Source organism: Anaerovorax odorimutans DSM 5092 (genome assembly GCF_000426305.1).
Lineage (GTDB): Bacteria > Bacillota > Clostridia > Peptostreptococcales > Anaerovoracaceae > Anaerovorax > Anaerovorax odorimutans.
In genome coordinates, this window is the sequence record NZ_KE384518.1 from 170,076 (window position 1) to 192,206 (window position 22,131).

At 32.1% G+C, this 22,131-nt stretch carries 18 protein-coding genes; 3 read left to right on the forward strand and 15 right to left on the reverse strand.

The window, feature by feature from the left end; genetic code table 11:
• Position 1: 1 nt before the first annotated feature.
• The 14 genes from K292_RS0113545 to K292_RS17280 all read right to left on the reverse strand — a co-directional run bounded on the left by K292_RS0113545 (position 2) and on the right by K292_RS17280 (position 12,921).
• Positions 2-1,147 carry a capsular polysaccharide biosynthesis protein CapF gene (locus K292_RS0113545; RefSeq protein ID WP_027400282.1) on the reverse strand — a complete coding sequence of 382 codons (1,146 nt, stop codon included), beginning with the start codon at positions 1,145-1,147 and terminating at the stop codon, positions 2-4.
• A complete protein-coding gene (locus tag K292_RS0113550; protein ID WP_027400283.1) occupies positions 1,147-2,169 on the reverse strand; it encodes a nucleoside-diphosphate sugar epimerase/dehydratase in 1,023 nt (340 codons plus the stop codon). Before K292_RS0113550 ends, K292_RS0113545 begins: the two co-directional genes overlap by 1 nt.
• Before the next feature lie 61 nt (positions 2,170-2,230).
• Positions 2,231-3,478 carry a hypothetical protein gene (locus tag K292_RS0113555; protein ID WP_027400284.1) on the reverse strand — a complete coding sequence of 416 codons (1,248 nt, stop codon included), beginning with the start codon at positions 3,476-3,478 and terminating at the stop codon, positions 2,231-2,233.
• A complete protein-coding gene (locus K292_RS0113560; protein WP_027400285.1) occupies positions 3,475-4,569 on the reverse strand; it encodes an N-acetyl sugar amidotransferase in 1,095 nt (364 codons plus the stop codon). The genes K292_RS0113555 and K292_RS0113560 overlap by 4 nt, the downstream gene beginning before the upstream one ends.
• Positions 4,566-5,282 (reverse strand): acylneuraminate cytidylyltransferase family protein, encoded by a 717-nt coding sequence (locus tag K292_RS0113565; protein ID WP_027400286.1) that lies wholly within the window; start codon positions 5,280-5,282, stop codon positions 4,566-4,568. Before K292_RS0113565 ends, K292_RS0113560 begins: the two co-directional genes overlap by 4 nt.
• A gap of 10 nt (positions 5,283-5,292) precedes the next feature.
• Positions 5,293-6,453 (reverse strand): UDP-N-acetylglucosamine 2-epimerase, encoded by a 1,161-nt coding sequence (gene neuC / locus K292_RS0113570; RefSeq protein ID WP_027400287.1) that lies wholly within the window; start codon positions 6,451-6,453, stop codon positions 5,293-5,295.
• 22 nt (positions 6,454-6,475) lie between these two features.
• Complete coding sequence (neuB, locus tag K292_RS0113575; protein ID WP_027400288.1) at positions 6,476-7,489, reverse strand: N-acetylneuraminate synthase; 1,014 nt, start codon at positions 7,487-7,489, stop codon at positions 6,476-6,478.
• A 15-nt stretch (positions 7,490-7,504) separates the two neighbouring features.
• Entirely contained in the window at positions 7,505-8,179 is a 675-nt protein-coding gene (locus K292_RS0113580; RefSeq protein ID WP_027400289.1) for a NeuD/PglB/VioB family sugar acetyltransferase, read from the reverse strand.
• 4 nt (positions 8,180-8,183) lie between these two features.
• On the reverse strand, positions 8,184-9,227 hold the full coding sequence (locus tag K292_RS0113585; RefSeq protein ID WP_027400290.1) for a nucleotidyltransferase family protein: 1,044 nt from the start codon (positions 9,225-9,227) through the stop codon (positions 8,184-8,186).
• A 117-nt stretch (positions 9,228-9,344) separates the two neighbouring features.
• Positions 9,345-10,325, reverse strand: a complete 981-nt coding sequence (locus K292_RS0113590) for an NAD-dependent 4,6-dehydratase LegB (protein ID WP_027400291.1) — start codon at positions 10,323-10,325, stop codon at positions 9,345-9,347.
• A gap of 2 nt (positions 10,326-10,327) precedes the next feature.
• Positions 10,328-11,851 carry a murein biosynthesis integral membrane protein MurJ gene (murJ, locus tag K292_RS0113595; RefSeq protein WP_245570875.1) on the reverse strand — a complete coding sequence of 508 codons (1,524 nt, stop codon included), beginning with the start codon at positions 11,849-11,851 and terminating at the stop codon, positions 10,328-10,330.
• A gap of 18 nt (positions 11,852-11,869) precedes the next feature.
• Positions 11,870-12,277, reverse strand: a complete 408-nt coding sequence (locus K292_RS0113600; protein ID WP_027400293.1) for a nucleotidyltransferase substrate binding protein — start codon at positions 12,275-12,277, stop codon at positions 11,870-11,872.
• A complete protein-coding gene (locus K292_RS17275) occupies positions 12,264-12,554 on the reverse strand; it encodes a nucleotidyltransferase family protein (RefSeq protein ID WP_051280765.1) in 291 nt (96 codons plus the stop codon). The genes K292_RS0113600 and K292_RS17275 overlap by 14 nt, the downstream gene beginning before the upstream one ends.
• Positions 12,555-12,642: 88 nt before the next feature.
• Positions 12,643-12,921 carry a DUF4236 domain-containing protein gene (locus K292_RS17280; RefSeq protein ID WP_051280767.1) on the reverse strand — a complete coding sequence of 93 codons (279 nt, stop codon included), beginning with the start codon at positions 12,919-12,921 and terminating at the stop codon, positions 12,643-12,645.
• A gap of 348 nt (positions 12,922-13,269) precedes the next feature.
• On the opposite strand from K292_RS17280, the gene K292_RS17285 reads away from it, so the two are divergent.
• The 3 genes from K292_RS17285 (at position 13,270) to K292_RS0113625 (ending at position 18,095) form a co-directional block, all read left to right on the forward strand.
• On the forward strand, positions 13,270-14,313 hold the full coding sequence (locus K292_RS17285) for a tyrosine-type recombinase/integrase (RefSeq protein ID WP_051280769.1): 1,044 nt from the start codon (positions 13,270-13,272) through the stop codon (positions 14,311-14,313).
• A 144-nt stretch (positions 14,314-14,457) separates the two neighbouring features.
• Entirely contained in the window at positions 14,458-15,543 is a 1,086-nt protein-coding gene (locus K292_RS18060) for a tyrosine-type recombinase/integrase (RefSeq protein ID WP_027400294.1), read from the forward strand.
• A gap of 41 nt (positions 15,544-15,584) precedes the next feature.
• Entirely contained in the window at positions 15,585-18,095 is a 2,511-nt protein-coding gene (locus K292_RS0113625; protein ID WP_027400295.1) for an S-layer homology domain-containing protein, read from the forward strand.
• A gap of 271 nt (positions 18,096-18,366) precedes the next feature.
• Here K292_RS0113625 and K292_RS0113630 read toward each other — a convergent pair whose 3' ends face one another.
• Entirely contained in the window at positions 18,367-21,912 is a 3,546-nt protein-coding gene (locus K292_RS0113630) for an S-layer homology domain-containing protein (RefSeq protein ID WP_027400296.1), read from the reverse strand.
• Between the last annotated feature and the right edge of the window lie 219 nt (positions 21,913-22,131).

Genomic DNA, 22,131 nt, shown 5'->3' on the forward strand with positions numbered 1-22,131 from the left:
GTTATACCTCCAAATAATATGTATCCGGCTTATCAGGATTAAATGCTTCATTTGCCCACATAATAGTCACCATATCTGAATCACCCATATTACTTATGTTATGAGTATACCCAGAAGGAATATCTATAATTTCAAGTTTTTCGTCACTAACCTCATATTCTATGATTTCATCTTCAAAAGGTTTTCTAAATCGCACTACCCCTTTGCCTTTCACCACAAGAAATTTTTCATTCTTCGTATGATGCCAATGGTTTCCCTTTGTAATCCCGGGTTTTGAAATGTTTATGGAGACTTGCCCTCTTTCTCTTGATTTAAGGAACTCTGTAAATGAGCCTCTTTCATCTTTATTCATTTTAAGAGGATAGGAAAATTTGTCTTTAGGCAGATAACTTAAATATGTGCTGTATAGCTTCTTGGTAAATTCATCACCCATATCTGGTATATATAGTAATTGCGATATATTTTGGTCTTCAGAACTTGCCGCCTTTCTGCTTTGGTGAAATGAATATATTAAATCAGCAATTGCACCCAGCTTCACAGGATATGCTGTAATTACATAATACAATCCATCATTTGCACTTTTTTCTTTTCCTTCAATGGCAGAAATAAAAGTGTTTATCACATCATCAATATACACTAAAGTAATACTTTGTTCTCTATCATTTACTTTAATTGGCAGATCATTTGCAATATTATTACAAAATGTTGCAACTACACTGTTATAATTTGGCCTGCACCATTTACCAAAAACATTTGAAAGCCTGTAAATCAATACTTTTGAACCTGTATCTTTTTCATAAGCTAACAATAAATCTTCCCCAGCCTTTTTACTCTTGCCGTAAGGATTATCTAAAATTGCTTGGATAGATGATGTCATAAGTATAGGGCAATGGTTTTTATTCTTTTTTAAACTATCCAATAAAGTAGAAGTAAATCCAAAATTTCCTTCCATAAATTCCTTTTGTTCTTCAGGTCGGTTGACCCCTGCCAAGTGGAATACAAAGTCACAAATTTTTGTATATTCATTTAGCTGCTCGTAAGTCGTATCTATATCACAAAGAAACAGGTCTTCATATCCCCTGTTTCTTAATTCTAAAGTTAAGTTTTTGCCTATAAATCCCTTTGCTCCTGTAATGAGTATTTTCATTATTCGTTCCTCCAAGATTTAAGTTCTTCTCTTATATAATCAAGCTGTAATAGCTTTTGTTTGATTTCTTCCACATTAAGAAGCTTAGTATTATTTGAATTAAATTCCGATAATGCACTTCTGCTCGTCTCTCCGTCTACAAAGTATTTATCATAATTTAAATCTCTGTTATCGGCAGGGACTCTATAAAAACTTCCTAGATCAACAGCATGGGCACATTCTTCATTTGTAAGTAAGGTCTCGTACATTTTTTCGCCGTGCCTTATACCTATAATTTTTATTTCATTATCAACATCAAATAATTCCTTTACAGCCTGTGCCAAGTCGCCAATAGTGGAAGCAGGTGCTTTTTGCACCATAATATCACCGCTTTCGGCGTTATCGAACGCAAAAATAACAAGTTCAACTGCTTCTTCAAGACTCATAATAAATCTAGTCATATGAGGATCGGTAATAGTCAAAGGCTCTCCTGATTTTATCTGCTCTATAAATAAAGGAATCACTGAACCTCTGGAGCACATAACATTTCCATACCTTGTCCCACAAATAAGGGTTTTTTCAGAATTCACAGTTCTGGATTTGGCAATCAAAACCTTTTCCATCATTGCTTTTGATGTACCCATAGCATTGACAGGATATGCAGCTTTATCAGTTGATAAGCATATAATCTTTTTAACTCCTGCATCAATAGCTGCTGACAACACATTATCTGTGCCTATTACATTTGTCTTTACCGCCTCTAACGGAAAAAACTCACAAGATGGCACTTGTTTTAATGCCGCAGCATGGAAAATATAATCAACCCCATGCATGGCATTTCGAACGCTGTTTACATCACGTACATCTCCAATATAATATTTTAACTTATCATTATTATATTCCTTACGCATATCATCTTGCTTTTTTTCGTCACGAGAAAAAATACGAATTTCTCCGATATCAGTCTGTAAGAAACGAGCTAAGACAGCATGGCCAAAAGAGCCCGTGCCGCCCGTGATAAGTAAGGTTTTATTTTTGAACATAATTGTACCCTCGTTTTTAATTAATTTAATAAATATTATATTCTTTACTAATATTTTTTTATTAAATATATTTTTTATGATATATTGGATGCTCATATTTATTCATATCAAATGAGAATGGCCATTTTATATATTTTATTATTCCAAGCCTATAAAATGTATAAAACGCTATATTGGCAATAATACTAGAATATTTTTTCTTATTATTTACATTACAATTAATAAACTGTGTCTTGTTTTTTGACATAGCTAAAATACTATTTATTTCATAAACTAAACTTTCTACTGTATTATTTTTTATCTCTCCTATATAATCTTTGTAAAGCCCTTTTACTACTTCTTTTTTATCAATCAATATATCTTCTATATCCTCTACTGTTTGACATGTTGAATATTCACATACTCCCACAACTTCATATTTGAAATATACCGGCTTTAGTACAAAAGATTTTATTCCCATTGCATCACTCTCAAAAATAGAGGTACTATACGATACAATATTAGCTTCAACATGTTGAAACCAAGTATATACAGAATAATCTCTAATTATCTTAATTTTACTATTAAATTGACTAGAATCAAAATCTTTAACTCCCGGATGTAATCTAAAAATTATTTCAAAATCTTCCTTATGCTTATCTATAAAATCACCAAGGATTTCAACAGATTTAACATACGTATCGGCATATGGCTTGACCATTTCATTTAATTCAGTTGTTCCACCAATTAGGGTAGTGGCTTTTTGGCCTTTTTGTTTCATATCATAAAAAAGAGCTCCACCACTGTCACAATACAGCAGCCACTTTTTATCCGGATCAAGATTATATTTTCTTGCAAGTTCTTCTCTATTTACTTTTTCTGCTTTTATATAACCCTCTTGCAATCTAATACTACCCGTTTTTATAATGAAATCCTCTGAAACACCATGATCTATTAAATTTTGCTTAAAATATTCTCCCCATGCCAAGTGATACATTGTGTTTTTACATAAATCTTCATTAGGTATTAAATAGTCATCCTTCAGTCCTACATATCCTATCTGCTCATTATGCATACATAATATTGTTGTATTCATATTTAAATTTTTAAATGGCATTACTACTCTTTGGTAATCTGCTCCTGTATAACAACTCGGTATGATTAGTAAATCAATTAAATTATTTTTTGCAACAGATAACGCTTTATAATATTCAAAATTCCATTGAAATAAATATACAGAATAACCTTGATCTTTAAGAATTTTCATTAATTCATTACATGACCAATACTCTCTTGCAATTAAATCATACAATATTATTATATTTTTCATTTAAGCTTCCATTCTCCATATTTATTTTTTTCAAAGATTTCTTTATTATAAAATTTATCAATTATTTTCCAAAACTCAGTCTCTGCATATCCTGTAAAATCACAAAAATCTTTAATCGCTTTTGGGTCTAAAGCATGGTCTTTTTCTGATACGAGCTTCTCTGCTTCTTCTCTTGTCATCATACCATATCGAACAAATCTGCTTGCATAATCTGTCGCACAGGCATGTCCAAATTTAGGATATTTCATCCATGCATGAACTAAATAAGCATAACTGTCAACTTGATCAAAATTTTCTGCACACATAGTTCTATCCCATTCATGCGTTAAATCATGGAATCCTCTACTTTTAGCAAAGATATAGTTTTTATAACTGTTCCATTCTATAAAATAGCTTAAATAAATGGGGTCCAGCTTATTTATATCTTCTATTGAAGGAGCAATTGTTAAATGTAAATCTTTTTCATTTATATCTTCATCTATCAGTTCTTCTAATGGTATATCTGAAGCAACTCCATTACTTAAAATTTCTCTTGCAGAATATGTTTCAACAGCATCTGATCCGCCATATTCATAACTTACATTTTCTCCGTAAACAAGCAAAGGTGTATTAAATTTAATTGCCATTTGCAGAGGATACGTATATATTAAACGATCAATATACCATGTGGGTTTTCCATATTTTTCAAAAGTTTTTCTCATTAGTTTTTTCTGTAATTTTATGTTCGGCTTTATAGATATAATATCACAACCAAATTCTTCAGAAATATTTTTAAGATTATGTTTTCCTGCCTCAGTCATGGTAAAATTATCTTCCACAGAAAATAAAATAGGATTCATATTTAAAAGTTCTTTCATAACGTAAACTTGATAATGACTATCTTTTCCTCCACTGACAGCTATAGCGCAATCAGGCCCGTTTCCATTAATTCCTCTATATTTATCGCAAATCTTTTTTAATTCTTCAAATCTTTCATCATAATTAATCTTTTTCTTTTTCTCTTGAGTATTACATGCACTGCAAACACCATTTTCATCAAAAGAGATTCCCGGTCTAGTGTCAGGCATAACACATTTTTTACAATATTTCATATTTTAACCTCATCATTTTTCTTTTTTATTAAAAATTCAGCATATAAAAAATCATTTATATTATCAATATCTATAGAATTTTCATTATTCATAATAAATGCTAAACTATCTTTCATAATAAATTCTTTAGTTTGTAATAATATTTCAGTATTTAACAAATATATCGCTCCATTTATGCGATAATATTTAGGTAAATTCTGTCTTCTTGCATTTTTATAATCCAGAGCTTTTATTTTACCAATTTGTAAGTTATCATCAATTGTTGTACATAAAAGTGGGGAAAATTCACATTCACAAACACTTATTAATGATATGGCTTTTTTTTCTATAAATAAACTATAAGCATCTTTAATATTATTATAATCTCTCAATGGTGACGTTGGTTGAAGTAAGCATACAGAATCAAAAACCTCTCCTCGGTCCTTATAATAATCAATACAATGTTCAACAACATCTATTGATTTTGTATCATCTTGTGAAATTTTTTCAGGTCTTAAAAATGGCACTTCTGCACCACATTTTCTAGAAATATCTGCAATATCTTCCCCGTCTGTTGAAACAACAACCTTATTAAAAACTTTACTTTTAACAGCTGCTTCTATTGTATAATCAATCAATGGTTTCCCACATAGACTCTTTATATTTTTACCTGGCAACCCTTTACTTCCTGCACGAGCAGGTATTATAGCTATTGTATTTTGTTTTTTTATCATTATAAACTATTTACCTCATATCATAAAACTCTTTTTCCAAATTAATATTTCCTTCCATAAGAGCTTGTTTTATTATCTTTACAATATTTTCAGATGTATTTTCACCTTCTAACGGGCTTTTTACATCCTTTATGCTATTAATAAATTTTTGTTGTGAAGCTTTATTTATTGCTTCTATAATGTCTACCGATTTTGGATTACAATTAATTATTGATTTTGCCTGCAATCTTCCCTTCTGCCTGTTACCAATGTTAATAGTAGGTATATGAAAACTAGGTGCTTCGTATATTCCGCTTGAAGAATTACCTATGACCATTTTAGCATATTTCATTGCAGAGAGATATTTTAAAGTTCCAAGAGAATTAAAAGCAATACAATTAGACTTATCCTTAACAAATTCATCTACCATTTTATTAATTATTCTCCCTTTAGCATCTGAATTGGCTTTTGTAAATATAAAATTAATATTTGATAATTTTTCCATTGCATTGAATAATTCTTTAAGTTGTTTCTCTTCATTCCCATATTCCATTGTCACAGGATGAAAAGTGACTAATGCATATGGAATATTGAGTTTAAAATCAAGACTTTCTTCTAACTGTTCCTTACTAAGAAGTTTCATTTTTAAGATATTCTCAATACCGGTAGCTCCAACATTAAATACTCTTTTTGGATTTTCTCCAAGCTGCTGTACTCTTTTTTTAGATTGTTCATTACTTACAAAATGCAAATAACTCATCTTTGTAATAGAATGTCTCATAAACTCATCAACAGCACCTTCTGTAGTATCCCCCCCATACAAATGTGCAATTGGAATTTTCGCCATAGCTGCTGCAACGGCACAAGCAAATATTTCATACCTGTCACCTAATAAAATTAGCATATCCGGGTTTCTTCTGTTAAAATACTCTGAAAAAGAAAACATAGCCATCGCTGTGGATTTAGTCATTCCTACAATTGTATCAGAACTTAATACACATTCTATTTTTTCATCCACCTTGAACCCATCGTCATGAATTTCTTTAATTGTATATCCAAATTCAGAACAAAGATGCATGCCTGTGACAGCCAGCCTAAGTTCTAAGTCTGAATCATCATTAATCTTCTCAATTACAGGTTTTAATAATCCATATTCTGCTCTTGTCCCTGTTACTACGCATATAGTTTTCATTCTTTTCACCATCATATATTTCTTAAAGCTCTATTAACTCGTCCTTTTGATAATCTTTTGTTGATATCAGTCCTAAAACATCAAACCACCTTGTTGGACTGATACCGCTACCCGGACGTTTTACAGTAATATTCTCTTCAGTAAAATATTCTCCTTTACTTATTGCTTTTTTAGCAACTATACTTTTTCTTGCAACTTGAATATTTTTAATTTCTGATTCAGAAGGCTTCTTTTTTCCATTTCCTATGGCCATTTCAATATTTCTAATAGCTGAAATCATCTTTTTTAGTTCATCTGGCTCTAAGCTAGATTTATGATCAGGTCCTATCATATTTTTATCAAGAGTAAAATGCTTTTCAATTACTTCTGCACCCATAGCCACTGCTGCTATTGGTGCTTCTATTCCAAGTGTATGATCAGAGTAACCAGTTCTGCAATTAAATGTTCTTTTTAGAGTATTCATTGCTGCTAAGTTTACATCTTTAAAAGGAGTAGGGTATTCTGTATTGCAATGAAGCAAAGAAATTTCTCCCGAACCATTTTCTTTAAGTAATTTCACTGCAAACTCAACCTCTTCTAAAGTGCACATTCCTGTAGACATTATTACTGGTTTTCCAGTATTTGCAATCCTATTCAAATAAGGTACATTTGTAATTTCCCCGGAAGGAATTTTCCAAAATGGAATATTTAAATGATTTAAAAATTCAATACTTTTAAAGTCAAATGGCGTAGAAATAAATTGAATTCCAATTTTATCACAATGGCTTTTTAATTCTATAAATTCATCAAAAGATATTTGAATTTTTTTTACCATATCTAACTGGCTTTCTTCTGCCTGAGTATTCTTTTTTTGATATTCTGCTTTACTTGCAAAATTAGAAATACAATCTTCCGCTATAAAGGTTTGAAATTTCACAACATCTGCACCTGCATTTTTTGCAACTTCAGCCAATAATTTTGCAGTTTCTAATTTTCCATTATGATTTACTCCTGCTTCTGCAATTATAAATGTTTTACTATTTGTAATATAATTCATACTTTTACCTTTAAATTATTTATCTTTAATTGATCTTGCAGGAATACCAACTAATACTTCACCTGCTTTTGCATCTTTAGTTAGTACTGCTCCTGCACCTATTGTAACATTATCTTCAATTATGAGCTGCTGTAAAACTGTACTCCCCGCACCTATAAGACAACCATTACCTATTGTAACATTTCCCGAAATAGCAGTTAAAGGATTTATTGTATTAAAATTACCTATTATTACGTCATGTCCTACGGTACAAGTTATATTTACTAAATTAAAGTCACCTATTTTCAATCCGCATGATAAAATAACACCTGCTGAAATAATATTTCCTTGTCCTAATTTAGTTATCTTACTATCAAATAGTACGCTTGGATGAATAATATTGGGGAAAAATATATTTGAAAAAGTTTTAATTCTTTCATAAATTTTTATCTTAATATGCGGATCACCTATAGGGATTATACATCCTATTTTTTCATAGTCTTTAATAAAATTTTCTATTGTATCATCTGATGCAATTATTTTTTGATTATCAAAAATTTTCTCTCCTATTTTTTCTTTTTTATCCTCTACAAAACCTAAAACATTAAAAAACCTTTCACAATTGGCTTCATTTATTTGCTTTATACAATAATAAACTTCTTTGGACAATCCGCCTGTACCATATATCAAAACAGAAATTTCTTCCTTCATAGTTTTACCGATCCAATCTTTTTTTCATTTTTTCCATATCCTCAAATTGACCCATGTCCATCCACGCATCCTCACTAATTGGATATGTCCCCACTCTTTTATTATCACGCAAACATTTTGCTATCAAATCTGTAATATGCATAAATTCATTGTCATTTAAATAATTCAAAACATCTGGTTCCACAACATATACCCCTGTATTTACCAAATAATCTGCAGAAGGCTTTTCGATTAAAGAATTAATACTACCATCAGAATTTATATTTACCACTCCATACGGGACAGTATATTTTTTTAATGAAGTAACAACCGTTATTATATTTTTACTTGTCCTATGGAAATTCATTATATCTGCATAATCTGTTTCTAATAAAATATCACAATTGCTTACAAAAAATGTGGAGTTTATATCATTTTTTAAAAAATATAAGCTTCCGCCGGTTCCAAGAGGTTTATCTTCTTCAACATACTTTATTTTATAATCTTTATCTAGTTCTTCAAGATAAGCTTTGAGCATATTTTTTTTATAATTTACAGTTATAAAAAACTCTTTACAGCCATAATTTTTAAAACTATCTATAACAAGTTCTATTATAGGTTTTTCCCCTATTGGAATAAGGGGTTTAGGTACAATACTTGTATATGGCATTAATCTTTCACCTTTACCGCCAGCCATAATTACAACTTTAGCATTAATTGTTTTTTGGCAATCTAAGTCTTCTTCTGCCCAAAAACATATATCTATAATTTTTCTATTCTCTTGAATAATAGGTATTGCCGTTATACCTTTTTTTCTCATAATCATCATAGCTTTTTGTAAATCTTTTGTGTTCAAAGTTATTGGATTTTTGTTCATTATTGAATCAACGCCAGCATCTAAGCTCCCGTTTTTCAATATCCATCTGCGAATATCCCCATCACTCAGTGAACCTATAAGTTTACTGTCTTCATCAACTATAAATAAGACTTTTTTAGAAGCATTATCTATAGCTTGCATTGCTTGTCTGATATTTTTATTTCTATTTATAATAACTTTATTAATATCCATTTATTGTCCCTTATTATTCCAGAGTTATTTTTTTAATTTAAAGGCATCATCTTTTTATATTCATTTTTATTTAATAAATTATTTCAATATTGCTTCATTTATCTCTTTATTTAAAATTTATATATTATATATTTCTGTTTTATATTTATCCAGATTATTTTTTAAAAACTCTATTGTCTCTGAAATACCTTGTTTAAAAGTATATTTAGGTTCCCAATTTGTAAGCTCTTTTATCTTTGAATTATCTCCAAGTAATCTGTTTACTTCACTTTTTTCAGGTCTTAGTCTTTGCTCATCACAAATAATTTTTGACTGTGGATTAATTTGATTAATAAGCTCTTGAGCAAGTTCACCTATAGAAATTTCTTGCTGTGTTGCTATATTAATCTCCTGCCCGATTGTTTTTGATGATTTTGCTATCTCTACAAATCCATTCACAGTATCTTTTACATAATTAAAATCTCTAGTAGGTGTTAAAGATCCTAATTTAATTTCAGTTTTTCCAGCTAAAAGCTGTGTAATAATAGTAGGTATAACTGCCCTTGCAGATTGTCTTGGTCCAAAAGTATTAAAAGGTCTTACTATAGAAATTGGCATATCAAAACTACGATAAAAGCTTTCTGCTATCCTGTCTGCACCTATTTTGGTCGCACTATACGGTGATTGTCCTTGAAAAGAATGTTTTTCATCAATCGGCACATATTGAGCAGTTCCATAAACTTCTGAAGTAGAAGTTACTAAAATTCTACTTGTATTTAAATCTCTGCCTGCCTGAAGTATATTTAGGGTTCCTTTTATATTTGTATCAACATAAGCATCAGGTGAATGATAGCTATATGGTATAGCTATTAATGCTGCTAAATGAAAAACTTCTTCTATTCCTTTCATAGCTTGTCTTACACCATTTGGATCTCTCACATCACCAGCAAAAACTTCAATTTCATTAAGTATATTCTTTGGTAAAGTATCTAACCAACCCCAGCTGTTAAACGAGTTATAATATACAAAAGCTTTTACTTTTTTTCCTTCTTCAATTAACTTCTCAACTAAATGGCTGCCAATAAAACCATCTGCTCCTGTTACTAATACATTTGTCATATTTACCTCTTTACAATCTGTTTTATTATCCCTATTTCATCAACTTTAAAAATTTTCAGCATAATTAAATACACTATCCCTGCTGTCAATATAGAAATCCCCAATTGAACAGTTCTAATATAAATAATATTTGCAATTGTCCCAATAATTATGTTGTATACCATATATGAAAGTCCTACTGCAATAACAGCTGATAAAATAATCTTTAAAAGCTTCTTTTTGGATTTTAATATTTCTATATATGGATAGCTTCTCTTCATCCCAATAAACAGCATTATTGTGTTTGCCATATATGCAATACTTGTTGCCAATGCTAATCCATTATGCTGCATAAATTTAACTAGTATTAAATTCAAAATTATATTAATTATAACACCAATCCCTGCAAAAATCATCGGTATTTTCATATCCTGCATAGAGTAATATGCTCTTACCATCAAATCATTAAACGACATAAATATAAGACCTATAGCGTAATAGAAAAAGGCTGTGGAAGTCATGGCAGTAGCTGCAGGATCAAAGGCACCTCTTTCATATACAATCTGCACAATTTGATGACTGTAAACCATAGCTCCCAATGCACATGGTACTGCTATGATAGCCACCAAAGTTATCCCTGTTCCTATTAATTCACTAAGCCTGTTATATTGCTTTAAGGAATTTGCCTTATTTAGCTTTGGGTAAAGAATTGTGGAGAGTACGGTTATTGTAAGACCCGTAATAAGAGTTATTAAAATCATTCCGTAATTTAATGCTGAAACACTTCCCTCGGGAAGACCCGAAGCTAAAGTTTTATCTACAAAAGTATTTATCTGTTGAATATAACTGCCAATAAATACCGGAATCGCAATTACAGTTATTCGTTTTATGGTATCATTTACTGAAAAGTCAGGGGTATAATCAAATCCCTTTTTCTTTGCAATTATCATAAGGATAATTACTCTCATCCCATGAGCTAAAAGCCATCCAACAGCTAAATAATAATAGCTTGTAAAAGCACTGATTATCATAACCGCTATAACTATTATATTTTGTATATATCCAATGGTAATTTGAACTAAAAACACTCCCTTATATTGTAAATAAGCTTCTAATATGCCCGCTGCAGAGGTAAAAAGTACATAAGCAAAAGTAACTTTTATAAAAAAGCTCGTAAGTTTTGCTGTTTCTCCCACAAATCCGCTGGCAAAAATACTTACTATCTGGTCTGAAAAAACCAGCCCTATTATTGCTGATATAATTGATACGATAAGCAGCAGATTTATTACCTCACTTGTAAATTTATTTCCTTGCCTGTCTCCATTATTTTCTACAATTTTTGAAAATAACGGCATATATGCCGTTGCAACTGCAAGAAAAATGCCGCCAAAGATTACACTAGGCACCGCAATAGCCATAACATAAGCATCTGTTATATACGACGTACCAAAAAAATTTGCCATGACCATTTCTCTTACAAAGCCAAAGCATTTTGATATTAAGGTTAATATTGCCATTAATACAGCTGTCTGTGCTGCTGTTCTCATTGTTTTCAAAAGTCTCTCCTAGTCAAATTTATCTATAGATTCATCTATATTTTTTATTAATTCTTTTATTGCCGGTAAATATTCCGTTACCACTCTATTGGCTATTTCATCAGCCAATTTTTCATTATATATATGAGACGTCATATTTCTGTCCTGTATCAATCTGATCCATACATCTTCTCTTGATATTAAATTATTTGCATATGCTTTTTTAAATATGGCTCTTGGAAATGTATCATCTAAAAAAACTCCCATATATTTCATATATTCTTGCAAAGTTTTATAGCAAAACTCGTAGTTTAATTCAAATCTTTGTATCAAGCTGTCACGAATAAGAGCATCTTTGCCATCATAAAGATTACAAGCTTCTTCAAGTTTTTCATAAGTTTTTTTTAAATTGCTGTATTTAAATTCAAAGTTTTTCATATAGATACACCCCATCTTTTTTTATCTGCTCCAAAAGAAGCTTGTCTAAACCATCCCTTACAAAGGTTATATCAAATTCAAGTAAAGTGTCAACATTTTCTTCTAAATCATAAGCAAATTGTAATTCTTCACTGTCTGCATAAATTGCTAAATCAATATCGCTTCTTAAAGAATTATCCCCTCTTGCTCTGGAACCGAAAAGTACAATTCTATTTATCTCATTGTATTTTTTTCCAATTTCAATAATTTTATTGATAATATTTTTTTCCAGATGCATATTCATCCTCTTTTCAATCTATCTGTTCTTATATTTTTTTCTTATATCCCCGGATTTTACTTTTTGTCCTTATCTATAATTATATCATTTACAAAAACTCTGTAATAATCCAGTATACTGCTACAATGGCAAGAAGAATCCATGACAATATAACAGTTATTCGCCTTGCTCTGTATTTTCTGGGAAATGATTTCTGCTTAGAATAGGACATACCACTTCCCGGAATTCCCACACTGCCCCTTACACCCTTTTTATTTACCGTAACTCTTATACCTTTTTTACCAAAACTGAGACCAGGTCCATTTTGTGTCATATTTATACGAAAACCTTTTCCTATATTTTTTGATTTCCTGTAATTAAAACCCATATGTACCTCCAAATATTTCTGCAATTTTTATTATGACTAAATCTAACCTTTAATTCACACCAATTTTATATTACCGTTTGACTTATGACAAGTCAATGAATATCCTTTATTTTTTTACTAAACTAATTTTACGGCTTTATTATTTATATACAATTTATCTAAGTTGATAAATTCAATTTTATCAATTCATAAAAAGACATATTTCGACAAAATTTGGAAAGTGTATATTTACTTTATTAAAACGTAGCCATATAATTACTTTTGGATGAAATGATTGTAAATTAAATCAAATTAAATCAGACCAATTGAAATTAAATAAAACAACACTAGGGGAAATAGGGGGAACTTATGAACGATATAGAGATTCAGTCAGAGAAATTTTTAAAGTATTGTAAAAATCAAAGAAGGCTTTCAAGTGCCACTGTTAGAGCATATCGCTTTGACATTTCACTTTTCGTCAGATTCTTAAACACACTTGAACCACCTATAGAAGAAAATATAAAAGTTACAAAAGATATCTTAGGTGAATATTTAGACTATTTGAACGAAAATTTTGCAGTTAAAACTGTTAGAAGAAGAATTGCAAGCATACGATCACTGTTTAACTATTTAGAATACGAAGAAATCGTTCCAAATAATCCATTTGAAAAATTTCATATGAATATAAAAGAGCCTTTTCGTATTCCAAAAACAATGTGCCTTGAAGAAATCAGCAAAATATTATCTACAGCTTACAGTGACTCTCCTACCTTAATGCCTGTAATGGATAAAAAGTATGCGTCTCTTCCTATGGGTGCCAGACCTAGGATCAGAATAACGTCAAATGAATTTATATGGGCAAGAGATATTGCAGTCTTGGAGCTGCTCTTTGCAGGCGGTTTACGAGTAAGCGAACTATGTGACTTAGAATTAAGTGATTTTAGTGCCGACCATTTAATGATACGAATTAAAGGCAAAGGAAATAAGGAAAGAACAATATATTTAGAAAATGTTGAAGTAGTCAATGCTTTAAACAGATATTTACTTTTTAGAGATGTAGCCGAGGTAGACTGTTCTCATATCTTTATAAGTAAATTCGGGAAACCTTTATCTACACAGGCAGTAAGAAATCTAGTGGAAAAATATACAAAGGAAGCAGGAATAACAAAGAAAATAACACCTCATGTATTCAGACATTCTTTTGCATCTTTATTACTTGAAGAAGGGGTTGATATAAAATATATTCAGGATTTTTTAGGACATAGCTCCATATCCACTACACAAATTTATTTACATACAACAAGTAATCAAAAAAGAAAAATCATGTCTACCAAACACCCAAGACAAAAACTGATTTTATCTGATATTGCTCCAATGGCAAATGCAGAAAGTCATGTCTTAAAACATGATTAGGATAATATTAATAAAATTTTGAAATATCCTCTGTCATTATATTAAAATTACTTTTATGCGAGTTACGGTAACTCGCATTTTTTTATTGCAATTTGTCAACAATACATATTAAGTAGGTTAATTCATATATAGGAGGATGATTTAATGATTGATAATAAAACTATAATTAAACAATTTATTCAATACTGCCAAAACCAAAGAAGACTTTCAGCCAGTACTATCAAAGCATATAACTTTGACATTGCCTGCTTCATATCTTTTTTAAAAAAGAGCGAGTCTGAAAATTTCAATTTGACTGATGTAACTAAACCCACATTGGAACATTATTTAGATGATATTAATCAAAGACTTGCAGTTAAAACAGTAAAGCGAAGATTTGCATGCCTGCGATCTCTTTATAATTATTTAGAATATGAGGAACTCATTGAAACTTCACCTTTTGACAAATTCCATTTTAATATGAGAGAACCATATAAGCTGAGAGAATCCATGACCTTAGAAGAAGTAAATCAAATTTTAGCTACTGCCTATAAACAAATGCCACCATCCATTCCTTTGGAAGTAATAGACGCACAAGATAATTATAATAAAACAAATGGCAAAATTACATTCAGAAATGATGTAAGTCTATCTTCTGAGGAATATATTTGGGTAAGGGATATCGCAATATTGGAATTGTTGTTTGTAGGTGGCGTTAGGGTCAGTGAACTTTGTGATTTAAAGCTAGAAGATTTCAAATCTGTTCATATGGCTTTGCATGTGCACGGAAAAGGCAATAAGGAAAGGCTTGTATATCTAGAGAATGATGAAGTAATCATCGCCCTCAATCGTTATTTATATTACAGAATGGCATCGGGAATAAACCTTCCCGGAATATTTATCACTAGGTTTGGCAAGAAGTTATCTTCACAAGCAGTTAGGAATCTTGTTACTAAATATTCTCATTTAGCAGGAATCAAAAAAAATATTACACCTCATGTTTTCAGACATACGTTTGCCACATTATTATTGGAGGAAGGTGTTGATATTAAGTACATTCAAGACTTTCTTGGTCATAGTTCCATATCCACTACGCAGATTTATCTGCATACTACTAATAGGAAAAAAAGGAAAATTATTTCAGAAATGCACCCTCGTCAAAAGCTTTCTTTATCTAAAATTTCTTCTATGGATAATGTCAAATTATCTTCAGAAGGGGACGATAATTTGAGTAAAATTACAAAAGAATGAACCCCTTCGAAGAGTATTACCTTAAAGGAGGAATTTAAAAAATGAGAAAGATACTTTCATTTGTACTAGTATTATCACTAGTATTAGGAAGCTTCTCAATGGCATTCGCTGCAGATTCCACTGCTTCAACTGCAGGATTAAGCGATATTGAAGGAATTGCCAATGAAGATGCTATTCAAGTAAATTATGATCTTGGGATTGTAACGGGTAACCCTGATGGAACTTACCTTCCTGAGAAAGCTGTAACAAGAGCAGAATTTGCTGCATTGATTACAAGAGCATTAGCTATTCCTGACAGTGCACTTGCTGGATATAAGAACACAAAGTTTAAAGACACTGTTGGATATGGTTGGGCTGTACCTTACCTAGGTTTCTGTGAATCAAAGGGTATTATCCTTGGTGATGGTAACGGAAACGCAATGCCGGGAAGAACAATTAACACAAACGAAGCAATGACAATGGCTCTTAGAGCGATTGGTTACACTGCAAACTCAGCAGAGTTAGTAGGAACATGGCCTTCAAACTACGTTACAGTAGCACAGAACAACAGCATGTATGATGATGTTGCTAAGGTTACAAATGTAGACAAGGCAAATGCTGCACAGATTATCTACAATGCATTAACTGTACAAAAGGTATCTGTAAATTCTGATGGTGAAACAATTGCACTTTGGGATGACTCTGCAAAGACAGTTCCGGCTAATTTACTTAGCACTGGATTAAATTGTGACTCAGAGGAAGATAAAATCATAACAGGAGCTGACTATGACAGTGCTGTTATGAATATTACAAAGTATATGGGTGCTTATGGTACTGCATACACAAATGATGACGGTGATATCGTTGCATTTACTGTAGATTCTACTCCTCTTACAGGTTCATTTGATGGAGATAAGTTTGAAGCTGATGGTGTAGAATACACTCTTGGAACAAACACATTTACTACACCTAAAGCTATCTCAAATACTGATGCTGTTGATACAGCACTATTAACAAAAGCAGGAATCGAAGCTTTCGCAACTGCTTCTGCTGACGATGATGTAACAATCAACGTTGATCTTTCAGGAAAAACAATCAAAGATATCTATTCAGTTGTTGGTTGGACTGCAACTTCTGCAAATGTAGCTGACGATGCTGACGTTGAAGATATTGCTGATGATAATTCTTTATTAGGATATGACTTCGTAGAAGATGACAATAATGATATTGATACTGCTTCATTCACACTAGTTGGTGTTTCAAACTTAAACAAGATTAAAGAAGATAATGTAGTATATGTATATACTGACGCTGATAATGATATCAGAAAGGTTGCAGTAGGTACAGAAATTGTTGAAGGTATTGTAGCAGAAGAAAATACAGGATCAGATGCTTACGTTATTATTGATGGCAAGAAGTATGAACAAGCAGAATTTGTAGGCGGATCAGCTTGCGCTGCTGATGCTCTTCCATCACTTGATGACTCTACTAAGTTATCATTAGATGCTTATGGCTATGTATATGATGTAGATTCTTCAAGCTCAACTCCTGATAAATTTGCTGTAACAAAAGTATTCGTAACTCCTGCAGGAGTAGACAATGCAAAAGCTAAGATCTACACTTCTGATGATGCTACAAAAACAGTAACATTTGAAGATTGGAATGCTGAAGACATTGACTTTACAAACAACGTATCTGCCCCAGCAATTACTGCCGGTGCTTTAATCGGATATGACGTAGATGCTGAAGGTATTGTTGATACTCTTGACCTTACTGCAGTACACCCTGCTTCAGCAGAGTTACAAAGTTCAAAGGTATTAAAGATTGGTGCAGGATATCTTGATATCGCAAAAAATGTTGCAGTATTCACATACACAGGTGCGACAAATGCTGCTATTGATTTATCAACTACTGAATTAGACGTAGTAAATATTTCTGATATCGATACAGGTGATGTATTCAGTAACGACTTCCAGTATATCTACAATAGTAGTGACAAAGAAGTAGTTGCAATCTTAGTAAATGACACTTACAATAATGGTGGATCTGATGACATCTTCGCAGTATTAAACAGTGCAACTAAGGTTAAAGACGGAAGTGACACAGTTCAAAAACTTGTTGGTTTTGTAGCTGGCAAAGACTATACTAAAAATGCAGACAGCGACAGCGCACTTAGCACAGCAGACTTCAATGCAGTTCCTACAATAGCTGCTCTATACAAGATTGAAGAAACAGGTTCAGGCGATGTTAAAACTGCAACATTAGTAGGTGCTCCAAATGGAGATGAAGCTTGCATGTTAGCAGGCGGAACAAATGGTCTACTTGTTACAGATGTAAATTCTGACAGAACTGTTGTAACTGTAACATCAGGTGGTGTTGAATCTAAATATACAGTAGAAGCTGGTGCTGTAGTTTACAAGATTAACATGAAAGACAGCAACACTGCAGTTGACTATTATGAAGTTTCAAAACTTTCAAGCTTAAAGAGAAATGCAAACGTATGGTTATACGATACTAAGACTGGTGATGACCATGATGGTATCGCAAATGTAGTAATCTACGTAGAATATTAATCTTAAGTTAAAGAAAATATAGATTTCAATAAAACATGGGGCGTGTTCGCCCCATGTTTTGTTATATACAGAATATTGGGGAAATATAAGCCTAGTACATTAAATAAAGCATTGTTAAAGGTGGAAAACAAGCCCATACACAACGTTAAATTTCATTTAGGTAGAAATTCCTTGACTTTAATAAAAATAGGTAAAAAAAGAACCCCGTTGGATTTCTCCATTGGGGGCTCTTTCTGTTGTGAACTTTTTTAATTTTCAGTGTCAGATTTAATTATAATTCAACATCTGAAGAATTTGCAAGATCTACTGCATTTCCAGTATCCTTTACAAAACTAATAGAGGTAATTTTCTTACCAGCAAATGAGTAATCTGCTGATAATTGTGCTGCTGAAATTGTAATTGTTGCGGTTTTAGTACTTCCCCAAATTACAGATACATTATATTCTTTTCCATCAATTGTAATTTTTCCTGTTGTATCAGCTTTCATGTCAAGATCAAATGTTAGAGCTAATACAACATTTACTGCAGCAGCGCCACCACTAGCTGATACATCTGCTGCAACTGCTTTATCAGCAGCATTAGCTGTACCAACTGATAATTTAAGAATTTTACTTGCATTTGGATCTGCATTTACCGCATTTACAACGTCTTGTAATGTTGTAACAACATTTCCTGCAGAATCTATCTCTAGATTAACAGTAACCTTAGGATCTGCAACTACTATTGAGAATGGTGTGTTAACAGCACCCTTCGAAATTACTAAATTTGCCGAATTTCCAGGTGTTCCTGCTTTAATAGCAACACCTGTGATATTACCAGCAGTTAATGTTGCAGTCGTTAAAGCATTATCAGTTGTTATTGCAGCACCTGTCATCTTAGGATTAACTGGGTCTACATTTTTAACAACTTTACTTGAAACTTCAGCATAAACACCAGAAACAACTTTGAAAGTTTTTACTGTATAAGTTGCATTTTCAGTTCCTGGTTTAAGTATTCCAAGATCATTTGCTGTAATTTCTTTTGTCGCTAATGTTGTTATACCAGCATTTAATTCCTTATTACTACTATCAAATGCTTTAACATTATAAATATCTTTGTTTCCACTAGGTAATGTAAGTTTTGCAACTACATCAGTTCCTGCTTTAATTGGTACATCAATATAAGTTGTTACACCTGTAGTTACAGTTGAACTTCCACCATTATTTGTAGCCTCTTTATCAAAATCAGCAAAGATTACTACATCTGCTATGCCATCGTGATCGCTTCCATCTTCAGTATCATACATCCAAATTCTGTCATACTTACTAATGTTAGAAAGCTTAGCTACTTTATAATAATCTACTTTTTCCTTATTGTCCTTAAGAACTGCTTCGTAAACGATAGCATTATCTTCTGCAGTATATTTTTCAGTACCACATGTGAATACAGTTCTATCTGAGCTTATATCTGTAACAGTTTTATTTGCAACTTCAACAGTTGGATCTTTTGTTTTATTTTTATCATTATCTTCAGCTGTATTAGTTATAGGATAAGCCTTTTTGATTTCATTTGAGTTATTAACTTCGATTTCATATAAAGAAATTTTTGAAAGGCTACTACCCTTATAGCTTATCTTATTGTCATCTGTAGTTGTCTGAGTATATTCTTTACCGTCAACAAATCCTACAGCTTTCTGAATTGTATCAGAACCATCTTTAACATCTGTTACAGTATTAAATACTCCAAAGATATCATCTGAATTTGCATCAGTATTAACTTCATTAACTAACATTGCCACTACTTCTTCTTCATCAGCATCATAAATATACTGGAAGTATGGTGAATTACTCAACACTTCGTTAGTATTTACATCTTTAACACCAATAATATCAAAATCATGTGGAGTTATTGATCCTACTGTTGAATAAGTAAATACTACAACATCCTCAGAGATATCATAATATTTTCCATTATCAATCAATACTTTTGAACTTTGTACTTTTACATCGTTAGAAGCAAGTTCACCTAAATTTGTACCGTGATTGATTGTATCAATTACACCTTCGCTATTAACATCAAACCCGATTAAAACAGCAGTATCTTTATTATTATCAGCCAAACCCTTTGTTGCGGCATCCTTAAGAGCTGTAGTTGTTGTTCCGTTACTGTCAAAATCAATGTCATTTTCGTTCCAATCTTCGAATGTATAAGTCTTGGTTGAATCCTCTGAAGTATAAATCTTTGCCTTTGCATTATCTACGCCTGCAGGGCTTGTAAATACTTTAACAACGCCATACTTATCGGCAATTCCACCAGTCTTATCTACACCGTAGTATTTTCCGAAAGCATCTAAAGATAATTTAACAACAGCATCTAATTTAGGAGCTTTGTCAGCCTTTAAAGTACCATCATGGAATTCAGCAGGCTTATATTTCTTTCCATCAATATAAACTTTTACTTTATCACCATTATCATCAATTTCGCCTACAGTACCTTCAACAACTTCAGTACCTACAGCAACCATTCTGATGTCATCACTTTTATCTTCATAAACGTAAACAACATTACCTTTTGCAATCTTATCTAAGCTTGTTACGCCAACAAGTGCGAAAGATGTTGTATCGATGCCACCATCATTATTTTCATCAAAGTCAGCACTTAGTAATTCATTATCCTTAATGTCATCAAGATCAGTCTGATCTACAGTGTCAGCCTGTGTTGCCTGCCATCCAACGATAGAATATACTTCGTTGATAGTCTTTCCTGAAACATCTGCGTTAATTGTAACAAGATCATCAGCATAAGTATCATCCATATCTTGAATCATAGCTTTGATAGTAGACTCTGAAGCAGTTCCAGTATTCTTAGTATTCTCAATCATAACAGGTTTATTTACTTTGCTAAAGTTGTCTGCTTTTGATGAGATTGTATATTTTACATCGTCTACTTTAAAATCATCTCCGTCCATTTCGCCAGTTAAAGCTACTGAATCCTTTACTGTGAAAGCAACGATATCTCCATCATCATTTTTATATGCAGTACCATGAGCACCCATATACTTTGTGATATTGATTACAGTGTTGTCATAATCATCACCATCAATGATTGTATCCTTTTCTTCTGTGCAATCTAATCCTGTGTTCATAAGGTTTGCTGCAATTTTATCCTTAGAATTAGTTGAATCTGGATCATCAATTTCTAAGTATTTTGTTTCACCGTCAGCATTTACAGCTACCTTCTGTACAGTAAGTAAGTTGTAAATAATCTGTGCAGCATTTGCCTTGTCAACAGCTGTTGCATTCTTTTGAACATCGTCATACAAGCTGTTGTTTTGTGCTACTGTTACGTAGTTTGCAGGCCATACACCAGTTAATTCTGATGAATTTCCAGTGTAACCGATAGCTCTAAGAGCCATTGTTACAGATTCATTTACAGTAACAGGTCTTCCCGGCATTGCGTTTCCGTTACCATCGCCAAGGATGATACCCTTTGATTCGCAGAATGCTAGGTAAGGTACAGCCCAGCTATATCCACTAGTATCTTTAAATTTACTAGTTTTGTATCCAGCAAGTGCGCTGTCAGGAATAGCTAGCGCTCTTGTAATCATAGCAGCAAACTCTGCTCTGGTTACAGACTTTTCAGGTAGGTAAGTTCCGTCAGGATTACCTGTTACGATTGCTAAATCGTTACATACCTGAATTGCATCTTCATTGGCAATTCCCGCAATATCACTTAGTCCTGCAGCTGAGGTACTTGAAGTAGAATCTGCGGCAAAAGCCATTGAGAAGCTTCCTAGTACCAGTGATAACACTAGTACAAACGAAAGTACTTTCTTCATTTAAAATTCCTCCTTTAAGGTGTTTCTTCTGAAGGGGAGGATAAATAGATTTTTTATTACGCAAACAACTTCTCCCCTTCTATAAGTAATTTGACATTTTATATAGAAACGCGAACAAGATAACTTGTGCAATTCTATCACAATGGATTATACCCTCTCAAGACGTATGAAGTCAACAACTTGTATTAACTGTAATATAACTGTAACACACTTAATTAA

Excerpts from the sequence above, each read along its gene's own strand:
- K292_RS0113545 (WP_027400282.1), bottom strand. The coding sequence starts at position 1,147 with ATGAAAATACTCATTACAGGAGCAAAGGGATTTATAGGCAAAAACTTA.
- K292_RS17285 (WP_051280769.1), top strand. The coding sequence starts at position 13,270 with ATGAACGATATAGAGATTCAGTCAGAGAAATTTTTAAAGTATTGTAAA.
- K292_RS0113555 (WP_027400284.1), bottom strand. The coding sequence starts at position 3,478 with ATGAAAAATATAATAATATTGTATGATTTAATTGCAAGAGAGTATTGG.
- K292_RS0113565 (WP_027400286.1), bottom strand. The coding sequence starts at position 5,282 with ATGATAAAAAAACAAAATACAATAGCTATAATACCTGCTCGTGCAGGA.
- neuB (WP_027400288.1), bottom strand. The coding sequence starts at position 7,489 with ATGAATTATATTACAAATAGTAAAACATTTATAATTGCAGAAGCAGGA.
- K292_RS0113630 (WP_027400296.1), bottom strand. The coding sequence starts at position 21,912 with ATGAAGAAAGTACTTTCGTTTGTACTAGTGTTATCACTGGTACTAGGA.
- murJ (WP_245570875.1), bottom strand. The coding sequence starts at position 11,851 with ATGAGAACAGCAGCACAGACAGCTGTATTAATGGCAATATTAACCTTA.
- K292_RS0113580 (WP_027400289.1), bottom strand. The coding sequence starts at position 8,179 with ATGAAGGAAGAAATTTCTGTTTTGATATATGGTACAGGCGGATTGTCC.
- K292_RS0113560 (WP_027400285.1), bottom strand. The coding sequence starts at position 4,569 with ATGAAATATTGTAAAAAATGTGTTATGCCTGACACTAGACCGGGAATC.
- K292_RS18060 (WP_027400294.1), top strand. The coding sequence starts at position 14,458 with ATGATTGATAATAAAACTATAATTAAACAATTTATTCAATACTGCCAA.
- K292_RS0113590 (WP_027400291.1), bottom strand. The coding sequence starts at position 10,325 with ATGACAAATGTATTAGTAACAGGAGCAGATGGTTTTATTGGCAGCCAT.
- K292_RS0113585 (WP_027400290.1), bottom strand. The coding sequence starts at position 9,227 with ATGGATATTAATAAAGTTATTATAAATAGAAATAAAAATATCAGACAA.
- K292_RS0113550 (WP_027400283.1), bottom strand. The coding sequence starts at position 2,169 with ATGTTCAAAAATAAAACCTTACTTATCACGGGCGGCACGGGCTCTTTT.
- K292_RS17275 (WP_051280765.1), bottom strand. The coding sequence starts at position 12,554 with ATGCATCTGGAAAAAAATATTATCAATAAAATTATTGAAATTGGAAAA.
- K292_RS0113600 (WP_027400293.1), bottom strand. The coding sequence starts at position 12,277 with ATGAAAAACTTTGAATTTAAATACAGCAATTTAAAAAAAACTTATGAA.
- neuC (WP_027400287.1), bottom strand. The coding sequence starts at position 6,453 with ATGAAAACTATATGCGTAGTAACAGGGACAAGAGCAGAATATGGATTA.
- K292_RS0113625 (WP_027400295.1), top strand. The coding sequence starts at position 15,585 with ATGAGAAAGATACTTTCATTTGTACTAGTATTATCACTAGTATTAGGA.
- K292_RS17280 (WP_051280767.1), bottom strand. The coding sequence starts at position 12,921 with ATGGGTTTTAATTACAGGAAATCAAAAAATATAGGAAAAGGTTTTCGT.